Consider the following 15,303-nt stretch of genomic DNA (forward strand, 5'->3'; position numbering starts at 1 on the left):
GCCGGCGCTTCCGGAGCGACCGGGGCCGCGGGCGGAGCCGGCGGGGCCGGCGGCTGGGCGGCGAAGGCGGCCGTCCCGACGAGCGCGGCCGTCGCGACGACGACCGCGGCCAACTTGTTGCTGCGCATGTGAAGGTCTCCCTATCCCTCGGTCGCGCAGCATGACCTCGGCCGGGCGATCAGGCACCTTAAGCTTGCGTAACCCGCCGCCGGGCGGGACGGCTCACGCCGCGCCGCCCGGACGTGCGGGAGATCGCTTACTCCGGGTTGGCCAGCTTGCGGTCGCGCTTGGCGGCGACGCGCAGACGCAGGGCGTTCAGCTTGATGAAGCCGGCGGCGTCGCGGTGGTCGTAGGCGACCGCGCCTTCCTCGAAGGTGACCAGGTCCTGGTCGTAGAGGCTGAACGGGCTCTCGCGGCCGATGATCGTGACGTTGCCCTTGTAGAGCTTCACGGTCACGCGGCCGGTGACCAGCTGCTGGCTGTGGTCGATGGCGGCCTGCAGCATCTCGCGCTCCGGCGAGAACCAGAAGCCGTTGTAAACGAGCGACGCGTATTTCGGCATCAGCTCGTCCTTCAGGTGCATGGCCCCGCGGTCCAGCGTGATGCTTTCAATGCCGCGGTGGGCGGCCAGCAGGATGGTGCCGCCCGGGGTCTCGTAGACGCCGCGCGACTTCATGCCCACGAAGCGGTTCTCGACCAGGTCGAGGCGGCCGACGCCGTTGTCGTGGCCCAGTTGATTCAACTTGGTCAACAGTTGCGCCGGCGACAGGCGGTGACCGTCGATGGCGATCGGATCGCCCTTCTCGAAGTCGATGGTGAAGACGGTCGGGGTGTCCGGGGCGGCTTCCGGCGAGATGGTGCGCTGGTGCACGAACTCCGGCGCCTCGACGGCCGGATCTTCCAGCACCTTACCCTCGGACGAGGAGTGCAGCAGGTTGGCGTCGACCGAGAACGGGGCCTCGCCGCGCTTGTCCTTGCTGATCGGGATCTGGTGGTTCTCGGCGAAGGCCAGCAGAGCCTCGCGGCTCTTGAAGTCCCACTCGCGCCAGGGGGCGATCACGTGGATGTCGGGCTCCAGCGCATAGTAGCCCAGCTCGAAGCGGACCTGGTCGTTGCCCTTGCCGGTGGCGCCGTGACAGACGGCGTCGGCGCCGACCTTGCGGGCGATCTCGATCTGCTTCTTGGCGATCAGCGGCCGGGCGATCGAGGTGCCGAGCAGGTACTGGCCCTCATAGACCGTGTTGGCCCGGAACATCGGGAACACGTAGTCCCGCACGAACTCCTCGCGCAGGTCCTCGATGAAGATGTTCTCCGGCTTGATGCCGAGCAGCTCGGCCTTCTTGCGCGCCGGCTCCAGCTCCTCGCCCTGGCCGAGGTCGGCGGTGAAGGTCACGACCTCCGCGCCGTATTCGGTCTGCAGCCACTTCAGGATGATCGAGGTGTCGAGCCCGCCGGAGTAGGCGAGGACGACTTTCTTGACGGGCGCGCGGTCGGACATCGGGGGGAGGAGCCTCGACTGGGGGAGAAAGGACGCGCGCCCTTAGCGCCCATACCCCCGAGGTTCAAGAGTCCATTGACGACAGTGTGGGAGGGCGGCGCCTCTCTCCTCACCTGTGGAGCGCAGCGGAACGGGGGAGGGGGACCGCCGAAGGCGGTGGAGGGGGCGAGCCGCGAGCGCGCCCTCAAAGAGATTTAGCAGTCTGGACCAGCCGTCGTGCGCCGGTTCGCCCCCACCGCCATGCTCCGCATGGTCCTCCTCCCCCGCTTCGCAGGGGAGGAGCAACGTCGACTTACACCGTCACCTGCGTGCCCAACTCGACCACGCGTCCCGGCGGGATGTGGAAGAAATCGGTCGGGTTGGCGGCGTTGCGCATCAGGTAGATGAACAGGTGGTCCTGCCACAGCGGCATGCCCGAGGTGGCCGACGGCACCACCGAGCGGCGGCCCAGGAAGAACGAGGTCGACATGATGTCGAACTTCAGCCCCTGGCGACGGCACAGGCCCAGCGCCTTGGGCACGTTCGGGGTCTCCATGAAGCCGTAGTTCAGCACCACGCGCTTGAAGTCCTCGTTGACGGTCTCGATCTGGATCCGCTCGCCCTCCGGCACCCGCGGCGCGTCCGAGGTCGTCACCGACAGGATGACGTTCTTCTCGTGCAGCACCTTGTTGTGCTTGAGGTTGTGCATCAGCGCGACCGGCGCGACCTGCGGGTCGGAGGTCAGGAAGATGGCGGTGCCCGGCGCGCGGTGCGGCGGACGCGCCTTCAGCATCTCGATCAGGTCGTTCAGCGGGATGGAGTCGCGGCGGGTCTTGTCGAACAGGATCTGCGTCCCCTTCGACCAGGTCCACATGATCAGCACCAGGCCGCCGCCCAGCACCAGCGGCATCCACGCCCCCTGCGGGATCTTCAGCAGGTTGGAGCTGATGAACACCACGTCGATCGCGCCGAAGCCGACCGCCACGGCCAGGGCCTGCCAGACCGGGCGCTTCCACATGTAGCGCAGGATCACGAAGGCCAGCAGGGTGTCGACGAACATCGCCCCGGTCACCGCGATGCCGTAGGCCGCGGCCAGGTTGGACGAGGTGCGGAACATCACCAGCAGGATCAGCACGCCGACCATCAGGAAGGTGTTCACCTGCGGCACGAAGATCTGGCCGGCCTGGGTCTCGGAGGTGCGCTTGATGTCGATGCGCGGCAGCAGGCCCAGCTGGACCGCCTGCTGGGTCAGGGAGAAGGCGCCGGTGATGACCGCCTGGCTGGCGATCACGGTGGCCGCCGCGGCCAGGATCAGCACCGGCCAGTAGGCGATCTCCGGGATCATGGCGAAGAACGGGTTCTTGTGGGCTTCGGGATGCGACAGCACCAGGGCGCCCTGGCCCAGATAGTTCAGGGTCAGGCACGGCAGGGCGAACCACAGCCAGGCGGCGCGGATCGGCTTCTTACCGAAGTGGCCCATGTCGGCGTACAGCGCCTCGGCCCCGGTCACCGCCAGGAAGACGCTGCCCAGGATGACAAAGCCTAGGATGCCATTGTCGATCAGGAAGGCCACGCCGTAGTGCGGGCTGAGCGCGCGCACGATCGAGAGGTCGTCGGTGATGTGGTAGACGCCCAGGCCCGCCAGGGTCAGGAACCAGGCGGCCATGATCGGGCCGAAGAACTTGGCCACGCTGGCCGTGCCCTTCGACTGGACCATGAACAGGGCGACCAGGATGACGGCGGCGATCGGCAGCACCAGCGGCGCCATCACCCGTCCCAGGCCCGGCGCGTCCTTCAGGCCCTCGACCGCCGACAGGACCGACACCGCCGGCGTGATGATGCCGTCGCCGTAGAACAGCGAGGCGCCGCAGACGCCCAGGAAGAAGATCCAGGTCGAGCGCTTGCCCAGCGCGTGCTGGGCCAGCGCCATCAGAGCCAGCGTGCCGCCCTCGCCCTTGTTGTCGGCCCGCATCAGGAACATGACGTACTTCACCGTCACGATCAGGATCAGCGCCCAGAACACCAGCGAGATCACGCCCAGCACCGCCAGTTCGGCGGTGCCGCCGCCCTTGGAATGGGCCAGGGCTTCACGCATGGCGTAGAGCGGGCTGGTGCCGATGTCGCCGAAGACGACGCCGACCGCGCCCAGGGCGAGCGCGAAGAAGCCCTCCCCCTCGTGCGCGTGGGGACCCATCATGCCGTGCTTGGAAATTTCGACGCCCGTGGGCGTCGGCGCGGGGCTCGGGGAGGAGCCGTTCGCGCCGGGGGTGTCCCCAGCCATTCAATCCCTCCGGGACCGCGGACTTGCGGCCCGATCTCGCGATTGCGGACGCGCCCATACGCCGTTTCCCGGCGCCGTTCAATCGCGCCGTAACGCTTTACAATCGCGGCGCGGCGCTTTGCGCTTTGAAACCGCCGGTCGTCGGTCTTACGTTCCACTGCAGGAAAACGACACCGATGTCAGACAGCCAGAGATTCCCCGTCGCCGCGCACGCCCTGGCCTATCTGGCCCACAAGGGCGCGTTTGCGGCCGAACAGGCGGTGTCCAGCGCCGTGCTGGCCGCCTCGGTGCCGACCAATCCGGTGGTGGTGCGCCGCGTCACCGCCCTGCTGGCCAAGGCCGGCCTGATCGCCACCCGCCCGGGCGCCAACGGCGGGGCGTGGCTGTTGCGCCAGCCCCAGACGATCACGCTCGATCAGGTGCTGCGCGCCGTGCACGGCTGCGCCCAGCTGGGCTGTCCGCCGGCGGGGGCCAAGGGCTGCCCGGTGGGCGAGAGCATCCCTCGCGCGGTCGGGGCGGCCATCAAGGCCGCCGACGAAGCCGCCGGCGCCCGCCTGGCGCAGATCACCGTGGCCGACCTGTTGAAGGAATGCCCGGCGGCGGTGGCGGCGGAGTAGGCCACTCTAACGTCCGTCATCCCGGCCGTAGCGGGGCGTAAGCTCCGCGGAGAGCCGGGACCCAGCAAGCGCGTGTTGCAGCGCAAGTCCGGAGCGTTGGCGTCGAGCTTGCTGGGTCCCGGATAAGCGCTGCGCGCTTTCCGGGATGACGGTTTGAGGGCGGCCCACAAACCTTCACCGCTTGAACCCTCGCCCCGCCCGTGCTGGTCTCCGGCCCGGTTTCATTCGCGGAGTCCGCATCTTGACCCGTCGGTTGTGTCTGATCACCGGGGCTTCGGCCGGCATCGGGGCGGCCTTCGCCCGCACCTACGCCGCGCGCGGCTGGGACGTGGCCCTGACCGCGCGCCGGACCGAACGGCTGGCCGCGCTCGCCGACGAGATCCGCCTGCGCTACGGCGTCGAGACCCTGGTCATTCCGGCCGACCTGTCCGATCCGGCCGCGCCGGAACAGCTGCTGGAGGCCGTGCACGCCGAGGGCCGCAAGGTCGACGCGCTGGTCAACAACGCCGGCTACAGTAAGACCAACGGTTTCGTGGACACCCCCTGGGACGACCACCGGGCCATGCTTCAGGTCATGCTCATGGCGCCGACCGAGCTGGCGCACCGGGTGCTGCCGGCCATGCTGGACGACCGGTTCGGGCGGATCGTCAACATCTGCTCGGTGGCGGGCCTGCTGCCGGCCAGCCCGGGCGACACCCTCTACGGCCCGACCAAGAGCTATCTGATCAAGTGGTCGGCCGGCCTGCACCTGGAGACCCGCGACCGCGGCGTGCACGTGGCGGCGCTTTGCCCCGGCTACACCTATTCCGAATTCCACGACGTCAACGGCTCGCGCGCCAAGGTCAGCCAGGCCTATCCGGAGTGGATGTGGATGGGCGCCGACGAGGTCGCCGCCGCCGGCTACGAGGCGGCCGAAGCCAACCGCCCCATCAGCGTGCCCGGCGCGCCCTACAAGGCGATCAGCGCGGTGCTGAAGGTGATCCCCGACGAGTGGGTCCTGCACCTGGCGACCCGGCACGCGGGCCGGCTGGGGCGGATCTGAGCCTACTCGGAGATGCGAGATGTGCGGGTCTGGCGAAAGCGAGTTGGATGAAGGCGATCGCCTGTGGGACTGCGCCTATGTCGCCGCCTGCGACTTCGGCGACCAGTGCGCAAAATTTGCGAGGGACAATCCGTATCCGGACCGTGTCGCTCTCGATGAGATCATCAACACGCTGATGACCGAGCTTTGGGATCGCGGCTTTAGCCAGGCCGAGATTCGAACGGCTTTCGAAAAGGCGGTCGGCGACATGAACCGTTACGCGGCCGGTGAGGAGCGAAACGGGCTCCGCCCCACTCCGAGAAAAACTTAGGCGTCGTGCAGCGCCTCGCCGTGCTGGGTCAGGTCGAGGCCTTCGATCTCCTCGTCCTTGGTCACGCGCAGGCCGGTGGTCAGCTTGCAGATCCACAGGATTCCGTACGTCGCCACGCCGCTCCAGGCGATCACGGCCAGCAGGCCCCAGGCCTGCTTGAGCACGCTGGCGCCCTCCGCCGCCGGGTTGATGGCGGCGTTGGCGAACAGGCCGGTGAGGATGGCCCCGACCAGGCCGCCGACGCCGTGCACGCCGAACGCGTCGAGGCTGTCGTCGTACTTGAGTTTCCGCTTCAGCCAGACCGCGCCGCCGTAGCAGGCCGCTCCGCCGATCAGGCCGATGAAAAAGCCGCCCTTCGGGTCGGTGAAGCCGGCCGCGGGCGTGATCGCGACCAGGCCCGCCACCGCGCCGGAGACCAGGCCCAGCAGGGTGGGCTTCTTGCGCTCGACCCACTCCAGCGCCGTCCAGCCGACGCCGCCGGCCGCCGCCGCGATCAGGGTTGAGATCAGGGCCGCCGCGGCGATCCCGTCCGCCGCCCAGGCCGAGCCGGCGTTGAAACCGATCCAGCCGACCCACAGCAGGCTGGCCCCGATCATGGTCAGCACCAGGTTGTGCGGGGCCAGGTTGTCCCGCCCGAAGCCGCGGCGCGGCCCCAGCACCAGCGCGCAGACCAGGCCCGCCACCCCGGAATTGACGTGCACGACCGCCCCGCCGGCGAAGTCCAGCACCCCGGCGCGGCCCAGGAAGCCGCCGCCCCACACCCAGTGGCAGACCGGCGCGTAGACGATCAGGTGCCAGAGCACGACGAACAGCAGGAAGGCCGAGAACTTCATCCGCTCGGCGAAGGCGCCGGCGATCAGGGCCGGGGTGATGATGGCGAAGGTCATCTGGTAGGCGATCCAGAGAAACTCCGGCAGGCCCTTGGCCAGGCTGTGGGCGGTGTCGACCCGCACGCCGTCGAGGAACAGGGCCTGGAAGCCGCCGATCACCGCGTCGAGCCCGGGGCTCGCCGCCTTACCGAAGGCCAGCGAATAGCCGGCGATGAACCACAGCAGGGTGACCACCACGGCCGAGGCCGCCGACTGGGCGACGGTGGCCAGGACGTTCTTGCGCCGCACCATGCCGCCGTAGAACAGGGCCAGGCCCGGGAGAGTCATCAGGAGGACCAGCGCGGTCGAGGTCAGCACCCAGGACGACGCCGCCTGATCAAGCTCCAGCGGGACCTGATGGCGGAGGACCTGAATTGGGACCGCGGCTTGCGCCGACTGAGCCATTCCCCCAACCAGCGCAAAGACGCCTAGGGCGAGACCCGCCCCGAACACTCGACCGCCCGCCACTGTCGCCCCCGCGCGTGATGCTGCGGGTGCGAACTGTGAGCCTGCTTCGCTGCGCCGCGCAAGATGTTCCGTGAACATCGGTCACCTTGCGCTTGACGGCGGCGACGGCGCGGCTCTTCATCGGGCGCTGAATTATTCGGGAGCGGGGCGATGACGGGCTTCACGGATCGCTGGTGGACCTCGGCCGACGGCCTGAAGCTGTACGCGCGCGACTACGCCGCCGCGCCCGGCCCGGCCCGCCTGCCGGTGGTCTGCATCCACGGCCTGACCCGCAACAGCCGCGACTTCGGCGAGGTCGCGCCCTACCTGGCCGCCTCGGGCCGCCGGGTGCTGGCCGTCGACGTGCGCGGGCGCGGCCGCTCTGACCGCGATCCGGAGCCGATGAACTACCACCCCGGCACCTACGCCGAGGACGTCGGCGCCCTGTTCGACCAGCTGGGCCTGTCGCAGGCGGTGTTCATGGGCACCAGCATGGGCGGACTGATCACCATGATGCTGGCGCTTCGCCGGCCCGAGCTGATCGCCGGCTCGGTGATCAACGATGTCGGCCCGCAGCTGTCGCCGGTCGGCCTGGCGCGGATCGTGGCCTACACCGGCAAGCCGGTGGAGATCCGCAACTGGAGGGACGCGCGCGAGTACGTGAAGCGCACCAACGGCGCCGCCTTCCCCAACAATCGCGACCGCGACTGGCGGATGTTCGTCGACCGGGTGTTCGACCGCGGCCCGCGCGGCCGGCCGGTGCTGGCCTACGATCCGCGCATCGCCGAGCCGTTCAAGGCGGCCAGCCCCGACAAGCCGGCCCCCGACATGCTGCCGCTGTTCATGGCCCTGGCCCGCAAGCCGATGCTGCTGGTGCGCGGCGGCATTTCCGACCTGCTGGACCAGGACGGCGTGGCCCTGATGCGCCAGCACGCGCCGAACATGGCCTATGTCGAAGTGCCCGACGTCGGCCACGCCCCCATGCTGACCGAGCCCGCGGCGAAGGCGGCGATCCTGCGGTTCCTGGGGGAGCTGGGGTGAAATCTCTCCCCCCTGCGAAGCGGGGGAGGGGGACCACGCGAAGCGTGGTGGAGTGGGCGAACCGCATCCACCGCGCTTGCACTTGTTCGCTTTGCGCGCCGGCTCGCCCCCTCCACCGCCTTCGGCGGTCCCCCTCCCCCGTTTCGCTTCGCTCACAGGGGAGGAGAAGAGCTCACGCCAGCCGTTGGCCTTCCTTCAGCATCAGCGCCGTCAGCTTGGCGCTGTCCTCGTCCGACAAGCGGTTGCGCAGCGCCGGGAAGATCTCGTCCTCCTCCTTGCGGGCGTGCTCTTCGATGTTGTGGCGCAGCGCGCGGGCCTTGGGCATCCACTGTGGATCGTCCTTGGCCAGGACCTCCAGCTCGTACAGCGCGGTCTTCACGTCGGCGTGGTCGGCGAACAGCTTGGCGGCCTCGCCGCTGGGGTCGGCCCGGGCCAGGGCCGGATAGACCACGTTCTCCTCCTGCACCGCGTGCTTGGTGATCGCCTGGCGGATCTTGATCAGCATGCGCGTGCGCTTGCCGGTCTCGTTGGCGGCTGTCGCCTCCAGCCGGTCGAACAGCTCGAACACCATCAGGTGCTCGGCCTTCAGCACGTCCACCCAGTCGCCGGCCAGGCCTTCCGCGGCCTGGGTCATCGCCTTGCGGCCCCGGTCGGCGACCAGGCCGGCGATCAGGCCGACCGCGGCGGCGCCGGCCACCGCGCCCAGGCCCGTCCGGTGCGCGTGTTCATGAGTTCCCATCGCTCGATCTCCCGTGGCTCCGGAGCAAACCCCCGCCCCCTCCGGCGGTTCCGGCCCTTGCCGACGGGCGGAGACCGGCGCAAAAGCGCGCCCGATGACCCAGCCCGATCCCGGCCAATCCGATCCCGGCCTCCCCGCGCGCCTCGCCGCCCTCGACCTGATCTCCACGGCCCTGGCGCGCCGGGGCGGACTGGACGAGGCCCTGTCCCATCCCGCCTTCGCCAAGCTGCCGCCGCAGGACCGCGGCTTCGCCCGCGCCCTGGCCATGGCCACCCTGCGCCGGCTGGGCGGCATCGACCGGGCGCTGGACGGGCGCATGCAGAAGCCGCCGCCGCAGGCGGTGCGCGAGCTGCTGCGCATCGGTGTGGCCCAGCTGTGGGCGCTGGACGTGCCGGATTTCGCGGCGGTGTCGACCACGGTGAAGCTGGCCGAGCGCGACGGTTCGACCCGCCCGTTCAAGGGCCTGATCAACGCCGTGCTGCGCGGCGTGGCCCGCGACGGCGCGCCGGGGATCGCCGCGGACGCCTGGCTGCCGTCCTGGATCTTCGCCCGCTGGGCCGCGGCCTTCGGCGAGGAGACCGCGCGCGCGGTGGCCGCGACCGTCCCGCAGGAGCCGCCCACCGACCTGACCCTGCGCGATCCGGCCGAGGCCGAGCGCTGGGCCCAGGCGCTGGAGGCCGAGGTGCTGCCGGGCGGAAGCCTGCGCGTGCGCCGCAAGGGCGACCTGGCCGAATGGCCGGGCTTCGCCGAGGGCGCCTGGTGGGTGCAGGACGCCGCCGCCGCCGTTCCGGCCCGCTTGCTGGACGTGAAGCCGGTGCAGACCGCGCTCGACCTGTGCGCGGCGCCCGGCGGCAAGACCCTGCAGCTGGCCGCGGCCGGGGCCGAAGTGGTCGCGCTGGACCGCTCGCCCAACCGGCTGAAGCGGCTGAACGAGAACTTCGCGCGCATCGGCCTGAAGGTCGAAGCGCTCGCCGCCGACGCCGAGGCCTGGGAGGACGCGCGCACCTTCGACGCCGTGCTGCTGGACGCGCCCTGCACCTCGACCGGGACCTTCCGGCGCAATCCCGACGTGCTGTGGGGCACCAAGCCGGCTGACATCGCCAAGCTGGCCGACGTTCAGCACCGGCTGCTGGACGCCGCGGCCGAGCGGGTCAAGCCGGGCGGGCGCCTCGTCTACTGCGTCTGCTCGCTCGAGCGCGAGGAGGGCGAGGCCCAGATCATCGCCTTCCTGCGCCGCCGCCCGGACTTCACGACCGAGCCCTGCGCCCCGGGCGAGGCCGGCGCGCCTGAGGACGCGGTGACCAGGGAGGGCTGGCTGCGCATCCTGCCCTCGGAGTGGCCCGACCGCGGCGGCCTGGACGGCTTCTTCGCGGCGCGCCTGGTGCGGAAGGGGTGAGCCCCTCTCCTCCCTGTGAAGCGCAGCGAAACGGGGGAGGGGGAGCGCCGAAGGCGGTGGAGGGGGCGAACGGGCCGCGTCAACGGTGGAGGTTGATCGCGGGTGCATCGGCTCGCCCCCTCCACCACGCTTTGCGTGGTCCTCCTCCCCCGCGGCTCCGCCGCCGGGGAGGAGATTGATGTTGATCAACCTTGACTCCGGCCCGCGCCACGCCGTCGCCCTTGCCGTGTTCGCGCGGGACACGTAAGTCCGGACCATGACCGCGTCCGCTCCCCTGATCTGCCCGTCCATCCTGGCCAGCGACTTCGCCAAGCTCGGCGCCGAAGTGGCGGCGATCGAGGCGGCCGGGGCCGACTGGGTCCACGTCGACGTGATGGACGGCCACTTCGTGCCCAACATCACCATCGGCCCGGACGTGGTGAAGGCGCTGCGCCCGCACGCCAGGATCCCGTTCGACGTGCACCTGATGATCGCGCCGGTCGACCCGTTCCTGGAGGCGTTCCGCGCCGCCGGGGCCGATTATATGAGCGTGCACCCCGAATCGGGCCCGCACCTGCACCGCACGCTGCGCCGCATCCGCGAGCTGGGCGCCAAGCCCGGCGTGGTGCTGAATCCGGCCACCCCCGTGGAGATCGTCCACGAGGTGATGGAGGAGGTCGACCTGGTGCTGGTGATGTCGGTCAACCCCGGCTTCGGCGGCCAGAGCTTCATCTCGTCCCAGCTGCGCAAGATCGAGCGCATCCGCCGCATGCTGGACCAGGCCGGCTCCAAGGCCGTGCTGCAGGTCGACGGCGGGGTCAACGTTGACACCGCCAAGCGCTGCGTCGAGGCCGGCGCCACCGCGCTCGTGGCCGGCACCGCCGTGTTCAAGGGCGGCCCGGGCGTCTACGCCGACAACATCCGCGCCTTGAAGGGCGCCTGAGTCTGCGGGCGGGGGCATGACGGACCAGCCGCTGCTCGGCCCCGTCCCGATCCGCCTGCCGCATCTGCCGTGGGTCGCCGCGGCCGCCCGCGTGGCCGCCCGACAGGCCGCGGTCGAAAGCTTCGGCGTCCCCGGCTACGGCCTGACCCTGGCCTTCCCCAAGGCGGCGGGCTTCGCCGTCGCGCCGCGCGACTTCCGCCCCGGCGACGCCCAGTCCGCGCGGCTTTTGCTGTCCGGCCGCTATCACTTCGCCGGCGCCCTGCTCGAGGTCGGGCGCGGCGGCGACCCCTGGAACCGCCCCAGCCCCACTCGAGCCTTCGCGGTCGAGCTGCACCGCTTCGCCTGGCTGCCGCACCTGGTCCGGGTCGGCGGGCCCGGCGTGGCCGAGGGCCTGCGCCTGGTCGCGTCCTGGGCCGACACCTTCGGGGCCTGGTCGCCCTTCGCCTGGGGCCGCGAGGTGTTGTCGCGCCGGGTGTTCAACCTGGCCTGCGCCGCCCCATACCTGGCCGCCGCCGGCGAGCCGGCCGACGCCGTGTGGCTGGCCGACCTGCTGGCCCGCCAGGCGCGCCACCTGCTGCGCCTGCCCGACGACCGGGCCTGGGCGGCCGAGCACACCGCCGCGGTCGCCCTGGCCGGCGCGGCGCTGGCCGACCCGGCGGGCCACGGCCTGCTGGCCCGCGCCCTGCCCCGCCTGCGCCGGGGGCTCGGCCGCGCGGTCCTGCCGGACGGCAGCCACGCCTCGCGCAGTCCCGAGGCCGGGCTGGAGCTGCTGTTCGACCTGCTGGCCCTGGACGACGCCCTGCATCGGCTGGGCCGCGCCGCCCCGCCGGAGCTGAACCGCGCCATCGACCGCCTGACCCAGGGCCTGCGGACCTTGCGCCTCGGCGACGGCCGGCTGGCCTGCTTCCAGGGCGGCGAGGCGTCGACCGCCGCCCGGGTCGACGCCGCCCTCGCCCACGACGGCTCCGAAGGGCGGGTCCCGCGCGAGCTGCCCGACGGGCGCTATCACCGGCTCGAAGGCCAGATGCTGCAGGTGATGCTGGACGCCGGCGCGCCGGCGCGGGGCGTCTACGCGGTGTCCGCCTGCGCCCAGCCGCTGGCCGTCGAGGTGGTCTGCGGCCGCGACCGGCTGATCACCAACGCCGGCTGGAGCGAGCGGGTCCACGACCGCCAGGGCTTCCGCCTGACCGCCGCCGGCTCCACCGTCTCGCTGGGCGAGCACTCGGTGCTGACGCCGCTGGACGGCAAGCTGGCCGAGATCCTCGGCGCGCGGCTGGACGGGCCGGCCTTCCGGGTCGAGACGCGCCGCCAGGACGTCGACGGCGCCCTGTGGGTCGAAGCCGCCCACGACGGCTGGGTCGCGCGCTACGGCCTCGCCCATGAGCGGCGGCTGTACGTCGACGCCCGGGCCGACGAACTGCGCGGCGAGGACCGGCTGGAACCGGTCGGCGTGCGGCCCCGGCCGCTGGCCACGCCCTACGCCGTGCGCTTCCATCTACACCCTGAGGTGCAGGTGTCGCTGGCGCGCGATCGGAAAAGCGTTCTTTTGCGCGGACCTTCCGGCCGCGGTTGGTGGTTCCGAACCGACGCCGGGGAGGTCTCCATCGAACCGTCCGCCCACTTCGAGAACGGAACGCCGCGCAAGACCTCGCAGATCGTGCTGAGGGGCGTGGCGCGCACCGACGCACCCACCCGGGTGCGCTGGAAGCTGGCGCCGGCCGGCGCGGCGGAGACGCCTGTATGAACCTGAGCGCCGCCGACCTGCTGGCCCGGCCGGCGCGGGTTCTGGACCTTGATCCTGTCCGCTCGCTGGTCGAGGGGCGGCGGGTGCTGGTCACCGGCGCGGGCGGCACCATCGGCGGCGAGCTGACCCGCCAGGTGGCGGCGCTGAACCCCGAGCGGCTCGTCCTGCTCGACGCCTCGGAATACAACCTCTACGCCGCCGACCAGGAGATGGGCGTCCGCTTCGCCGAGACCGACTGGACGGCGGAGCTCGGCGACGTGCGCGACCGGCGCCGGATGGAGACCCTGTTCGCCCGCGAGCGGCCCGACGTTGTGCTGCACGCCGCCGCCCTGAAGCACGTGCCGCTGATGGAGACCCATCCGTGCGAGGCGGTGCTGACCAATGTCGGCGGGGCGCTCAACGTCATGCGCCTGGCCCGCGAGGGCGCCTCGGCCTTCGTGTTCATCTCTACCGACAAGGCGGTCAACCCGACCAACGTGATGGGCGCGACCAAGCGGATCGCCGAGCGGGTGGTCCAGGCCCTGGCCCCGGACGGTTCGGCCCGGGCCGCCGTGGTCCGGTTCGGCAACGTGCTGGGCTCGGCCGGCTCGGTGATCCCGCTGTTCCAGCGCCAGATCGCGTCCGGCGGCCCGCTCACCGTCACCCACCCCGACATGGTCCGCTGGTTCATGACCGTTGAGGAGAGCGCCGGCCTCGTGCTGCAGGCCGCCGGCCTGCCGGCGGGACCCGGCGACAGCGCCGTCTTCGTGCTCGACATGGGCGAGCCGGTCCGCATCGACGAGCTGGCGCGGCGGCTGATCCGCCAGCACGGCCTGCGCCCGGAGGTCGACGTGGGCGTGGTCTATACGGGCCTGCGCCCGGGCGAGAAGCTGGCCGAGGAAATCTTCTACGCCGCCGAGGACGTCGCCCCGACCAGCCTGGACGGGGTGATGGTCGCCCGCGAAGAGGGCGAGCCGTGGCACCTGCTGGAGGGCCCGCTGCTGGAGCTGCTCGACGCCGCCGCCCAGCGCCGCGAGAAGCACACCCAGGACTGGCTGCAGGCCTTGGAGCCGGCCTTCCGGCCGGGGTGAGTTCGCCTCACGCCGGCGGCGCGCTCCAGGATTTCCGCTCGCGGTCGCCCGCCCCCGTTACTCCGGACACTCAAATCTCACCTCGAGCGCGGCCCCGCCGCCCGGGTTGGCGGCCAGCTTCGCTTCGCCATGGATCTGCTTGGCGAACACCTCGATCAGCCTCAGGCCGAGGCCGCCTGAGGCGGCGCCCTCCGGCGGGCCCACCCCGTCGTCGGCGATCGTGATGCGGGCTTCCGATCCGCGAACCCGCAGGCTCACCTTCAGCCGCCCCGGGCGTCCGCCCGGGAAAGCGTACTTCATGGCGTTGGTGATCGCTTCGCTCGTGATCAGTCCAATGGGAACGACGAGGTCCGGCGGCCAGAACGCGTCGTCGGCGTCGATCTGCAGATCGATCCTTTGCGGCGCGCTCTCCATCGAGGCGATGAGCTTCGGCGCCAGCCGGGCCAGGTAGTCCGCCACCTCGATGTGAGCGGGATCTTCGCCCTGGTAGAGCATGGCGTGCGCTTCGGCGACCCAGGCCAGCCGTTCGATGGCGGTCTTGAGGGCGGCGCGGGTCTCCGGGCTTTCGGTCCGGCCCGCCTGGGCCTGCAGCAGCGACATGACCAGCTGGATCGCGTTCTTGGCGCGGTGGTCGATCTCCTGGGCCAGGGCGCCCTTCTCGGCCAGGTGCCGCTCGTTGTCGGCCAAGGCGTCCCGCAGCACGTGCTCGGCGCTGCGCCTCCGCTCGACTTCGGCCTTAAGGCGCGCCAGCGTGCGTTCCAGCCGCGCTGTGCGCGCCCTCACCCGCGCCTCCAGGGTTTCCGCCAACTCCTCGATCCTGTGGCCCCGCGCGACGCTGGCGGTGACGTCGACCAGGGACGAGACCCGTCGCACGACGCGGCCGTCCTCGACGACCGGCGCGACAGTCTGCGAAACCCACACCGGGCGGCCGCCCTTCGCGTAGAGCTCGAGCTCCACGGTCACGTTCCCGTCTGCGACGGCCGCATCCAGCCGGCGTGCGACCTCAGGGTCGGTCCCCGGCCCGTGCAGCAGTCGCCAGCTGCGCCCGACGATCTCTGCGCGGTCGTAGCCGAACACGGTGGTGAAGGCGGTGTTGGCGTAGATCACGACGTCGCCGTCCGGGGCGGGCTCCAGCACCAGCAGGGGCGCCGGCGTCGTCTCGGCCGCCTCGACGAACGCGCCGCCACGTCGCTCCGCCGCCTCCAGCTTCCGCTTCTCGTCGTCCTGGCCGGAAGGCATGGCTCGACTGCCGCCTACGTGAATAGCGAAGAGCGCGATGCGCGCCCGCTCATCGGCGAACCCCCCGCTGAACCGGACGTTCCCTCTTCGGGAGCGGCGGGGCGATGGC

13 protein-coding genes are annotated in these 15,303 nt (G+C 71.3%); 8 read left to right on the forward strand and 5 right to left on the reverse strand.

Features of this window, described 5'->3' with window-relative positions; genetic code table 11:
- Window positions 1–256: 256 nt before the first annotated feature.
- Both H8B08_RS17510 and H8B08_RS17515 read right to left on the reverse strand, forming a co-directional pair.
- Complete coding sequence (locus H8B08_RS17510) at window positions 257–1,498, reverse strand: argininosuccinate synthase (protein WP_187451487.1); 1,242 nt, start codon at window positions 1,496–1,498, stop codon at window positions 257–259.
- A 292-nt stretch (window positions 1,499–1,790) separates the two neighbouring features.
- Window positions 1,791–3,758 carry a potassium transporter Kup gene (locus H8B08_RS17515; RefSeq protein WP_187451488.1) on the reverse strand — a complete coding sequence of 656 codons (1,968 nt, stop codon included), beginning with the start codon at window positions 3,756–3,758 and terminating at the stop codon, window positions 1,791–1,793.
- A gap of 176 nt (window positions 3,759–3,934) precedes the next feature.
- Here H8B08_RS17515 and H8B08_RS17520 point away from each other — a divergent pair, with 176 nt between their 5' ends.
- From H8B08_RS17520 to H8B08_RS17530, 3 genes are all read left to right on the forward strand, one after another.
- Window positions 3,935–4,375, forward strand: a complete 441-nt coding sequence (locus H8B08_RS17520; protein ID WP_187451489.1) for an Rrf2 family transcriptional regulator — start codon at window positions 3,935–3,937, stop codon at window positions 4,373–4,375.
- A 241-nt stretch (window positions 4,376–4,616) separates the two neighbouring features.
- Entirely contained in the window at window positions 4,617–5,417 is an 801-nt protein-coding gene (locus tag H8B08_RS17525; protein ID WP_187451490.1) for an SDR family oxidoreductase, read from the forward strand.
- A 19-nt stretch (window positions 5,418–5,436) separates the two neighbouring features.
- A complete protein-coding gene (locus H8B08_RS17530; RefSeq protein WP_187451491.1) occupies window positions 5,437–5,727 on the forward strand; it encodes a hypothetical protein in 291 nt (96 codons plus the stop codon).
- Here H8B08_RS17530 and H8B08_RS17535 read toward each other — a convergent pair.
- Window positions 5,724–7,001: an ammonium transporter gene (locus H8B08_RS17535; protein ID WP_187451492.1), complete on the reverse strand. Its 1,278-nt coding sequence runs from the start codon at window positions 6,999–7,001 to the stop codon at window positions 5,724–5,726. The two genes, H8B08_RS17530 and H8B08_RS17535, sit on opposite strands and share 4 nt — an antisense overlap.
- Window positions 7,002–7,214: 213 nt before the next feature.
- Between H8B08_RS17535 and H8B08_RS17540 the strand changes: the two genes are divergently transcribed.
- Window positions 7,215–8,084 carry an alpha/beta fold hydrolase gene (locus H8B08_RS17540; RefSeq protein WP_187451493.1) on the forward strand — a complete coding sequence of 290 codons (870 nt, stop codon included), beginning with the start codon at window positions 7,215–7,217 and terminating at the stop codon, window positions 8,082–8,084.
- A 172-nt stretch (window positions 8,085–8,256) separates the two neighbouring features.
- On the opposite strand, the gene H8B08_RS17545 is transcribed toward H8B08_RS17540, so the two are convergent.
- The gene (locus H8B08_RS17545; RefSeq protein ID WP_187451494.1) at window positions 8,257–8,823 is read right to left on the reverse strand and encodes a hemerythrin domain-containing protein; all 567 of its coding nucleotides are present in this window, start codon (window positions 8,821–8,823) and stop codon (window positions 8,257–8,259) included.
- 94 nt (window positions 8,824–8,917) lie between these two features.
- Between H8B08_RS17545 and H8B08_RS17550 the strand changes: the two genes are divergently transcribed.
- The 4 genes from H8B08_RS17550 (at window position 8,918) to H8B08_RS17565 (ending at window position 13,955) form a co-directional block, all read left to right on the forward strand.
- Window positions 8,918–10,219: an RsmB/NOP family class I SAM-dependent RNA methyltransferase gene (locus H8B08_RS17550; RefSeq protein ID WP_187451495.1), complete on the forward strand. Its 1,302-nt coding sequence runs from the start codon at window positions 8,918–8,920 to the stop codon at window positions 10,217–10,219.
- Window positions 10,220–10,475: 256 nt separating this feature from the next.
- The gene (gene rpe, locus H8B08_RS17555; protein ID WP_187451496.1) at window positions 10,476–11,141 is read left to right on the forward strand and encodes a ribulose-phosphate 3-epimerase; all 666 of its coding nucleotides are present in this window, start codon (window positions 10,476–10,478) and stop codon (window positions 11,139–11,141) included.
- 16 nt (window positions 11,142–11,157) lie between these two features.
- Complete coding sequence (locus H8B08_RS19490) at window positions 11,158–12,885, forward strand: heparinase II/III family protein (RefSeq protein WP_187451497.1); 1,728 nt, start codon at window positions 11,158–11,160, stop codon at window positions 12,883–12,885.
- On the forward strand, window positions 12,882–13,955 hold the full coding sequence (locus H8B08_RS17565; protein WP_187451498.1) for a UDP-N-acetylglucosamine 4,6-dehydratase family protein: 1,074 nt from the start codon (window positions 12,882–12,884) through the stop codon (window positions 13,953–13,955). The genes H8B08_RS19490 and H8B08_RS17565 overlap by 4 nt, the downstream gene beginning before the upstream one ends.
- Before the next feature lie 57 nt (window positions 13,956–14,012).
- Here H8B08_RS17565 and H8B08_RS17570 read toward each other — a convergent pair whose 3' ends face one another.
- Window positions 14,013–15,194, reverse strand: coding sequence for a sensor histidine kinase (locus tag H8B08_RS17570; protein ID WP_187451499.1), 1,182 nt, complete (start codon window positions 15,192–15,194; stop codon window positions 14,013–14,015).
- Between the last annotated feature and the right edge of the window lie 109 nt (window positions 15,195–15,303).

This window comes from Caulobacter sp. 17J80-11 (assembly GCF_014349105.1).
In the GTDB taxonomy this organism is placed as follows: domain Bacteria; phylum Pseudomonadota; class Alphaproteobacteria; order Caulobacterales; family Caulobacteraceae; genus 17J80-11.

Excerpts from the sequence above, each read along its gene's own strand:
- H8B08_RS17510 (WP_187451487.1), bottom strand. The coding sequence starts at position 1,498 with ATGTCCGACCGCGCGCCCGTCAAGAAAGTCGTCCTCGCCTACTCCGGC.
- H8B08_RS17515 (WP_187451488.1), bottom strand. The coding sequence starts at position 3,758 with ATGGCTGGGGACACCCCCGGCGCGAACGGCTCCTCCCCGAGCCCCGCG.
- H8B08_RS17520 (WP_187451489.1), top strand. The coding sequence starts at position 3,935 with ATGTCAGACAGCCAGAGATTCCCCGTCGCCGCGCACGCCCTGGCCTAT.
- H8B08_RS17530 (WP_187451491.1), top strand. The coding sequence starts at position 5,437 with ATGTGCGGGTCTGGCGAAAGCGAGTTGGATGAAGGCGATCGCCTGTGG.
- H8B08_RS17535 (WP_187451492.1), bottom strand. The coding sequence starts at position 7,001 with ATGGCTCAGTCGGCGCAAGCCGCGGTCCCAATTCAGGTCCTCCGCCAT.
- H8B08_RS17540 (WP_187451493.1), top strand. The coding sequence starts at position 7,215 with ATGACGGGCTTCACGGATCGCTGGTGGACCTCGGCCGACGGCCTGAAG.
- H8B08_RS17545 (WP_187451494.1), bottom strand. The coding sequence starts at position 8,823 with ATGGGAACTCATGAACACGCGCACCGGACGGGCCTGGGCGCGGTGGCC.
- H8B08_RS17550 (WP_187451495.1), top strand. The coding sequence starts at position 8,918 with ATGACCCAGCCCGATCCCGGCCAATCCGATCCCGGCCTCCCCGCGCGC.
- rpe (WP_187451496.1), top strand. The coding sequence starts at position 10,476 with ATGACCGCGTCCGCTCCCCTGATCTGCCCGTCCATCCTGGCCAGCGAC.
- H8B08_RS19490 (WP_187451497.1), top strand. The coding sequence starts at position 11,158 with ATGACGGACCAGCCGCTGCTCGGCCCCGTCCCGATCCGCCTGCCGCAT.
- H8B08_RS17565 (WP_187451498.1), top strand. The coding sequence starts at position 12,882 with ATGAACCTGAGCGCCGCCGACCTGCTGGCCCGGCCGGCGCGGGTTCTG.
- H8B08_RS17570 (WP_187451499.1), bottom strand. The coding sequence starts at position 15,194 with ATGCCTTCCGGCCAGGACGACGAGAAGCGGAAGCTGGAGGCGGCGGAG.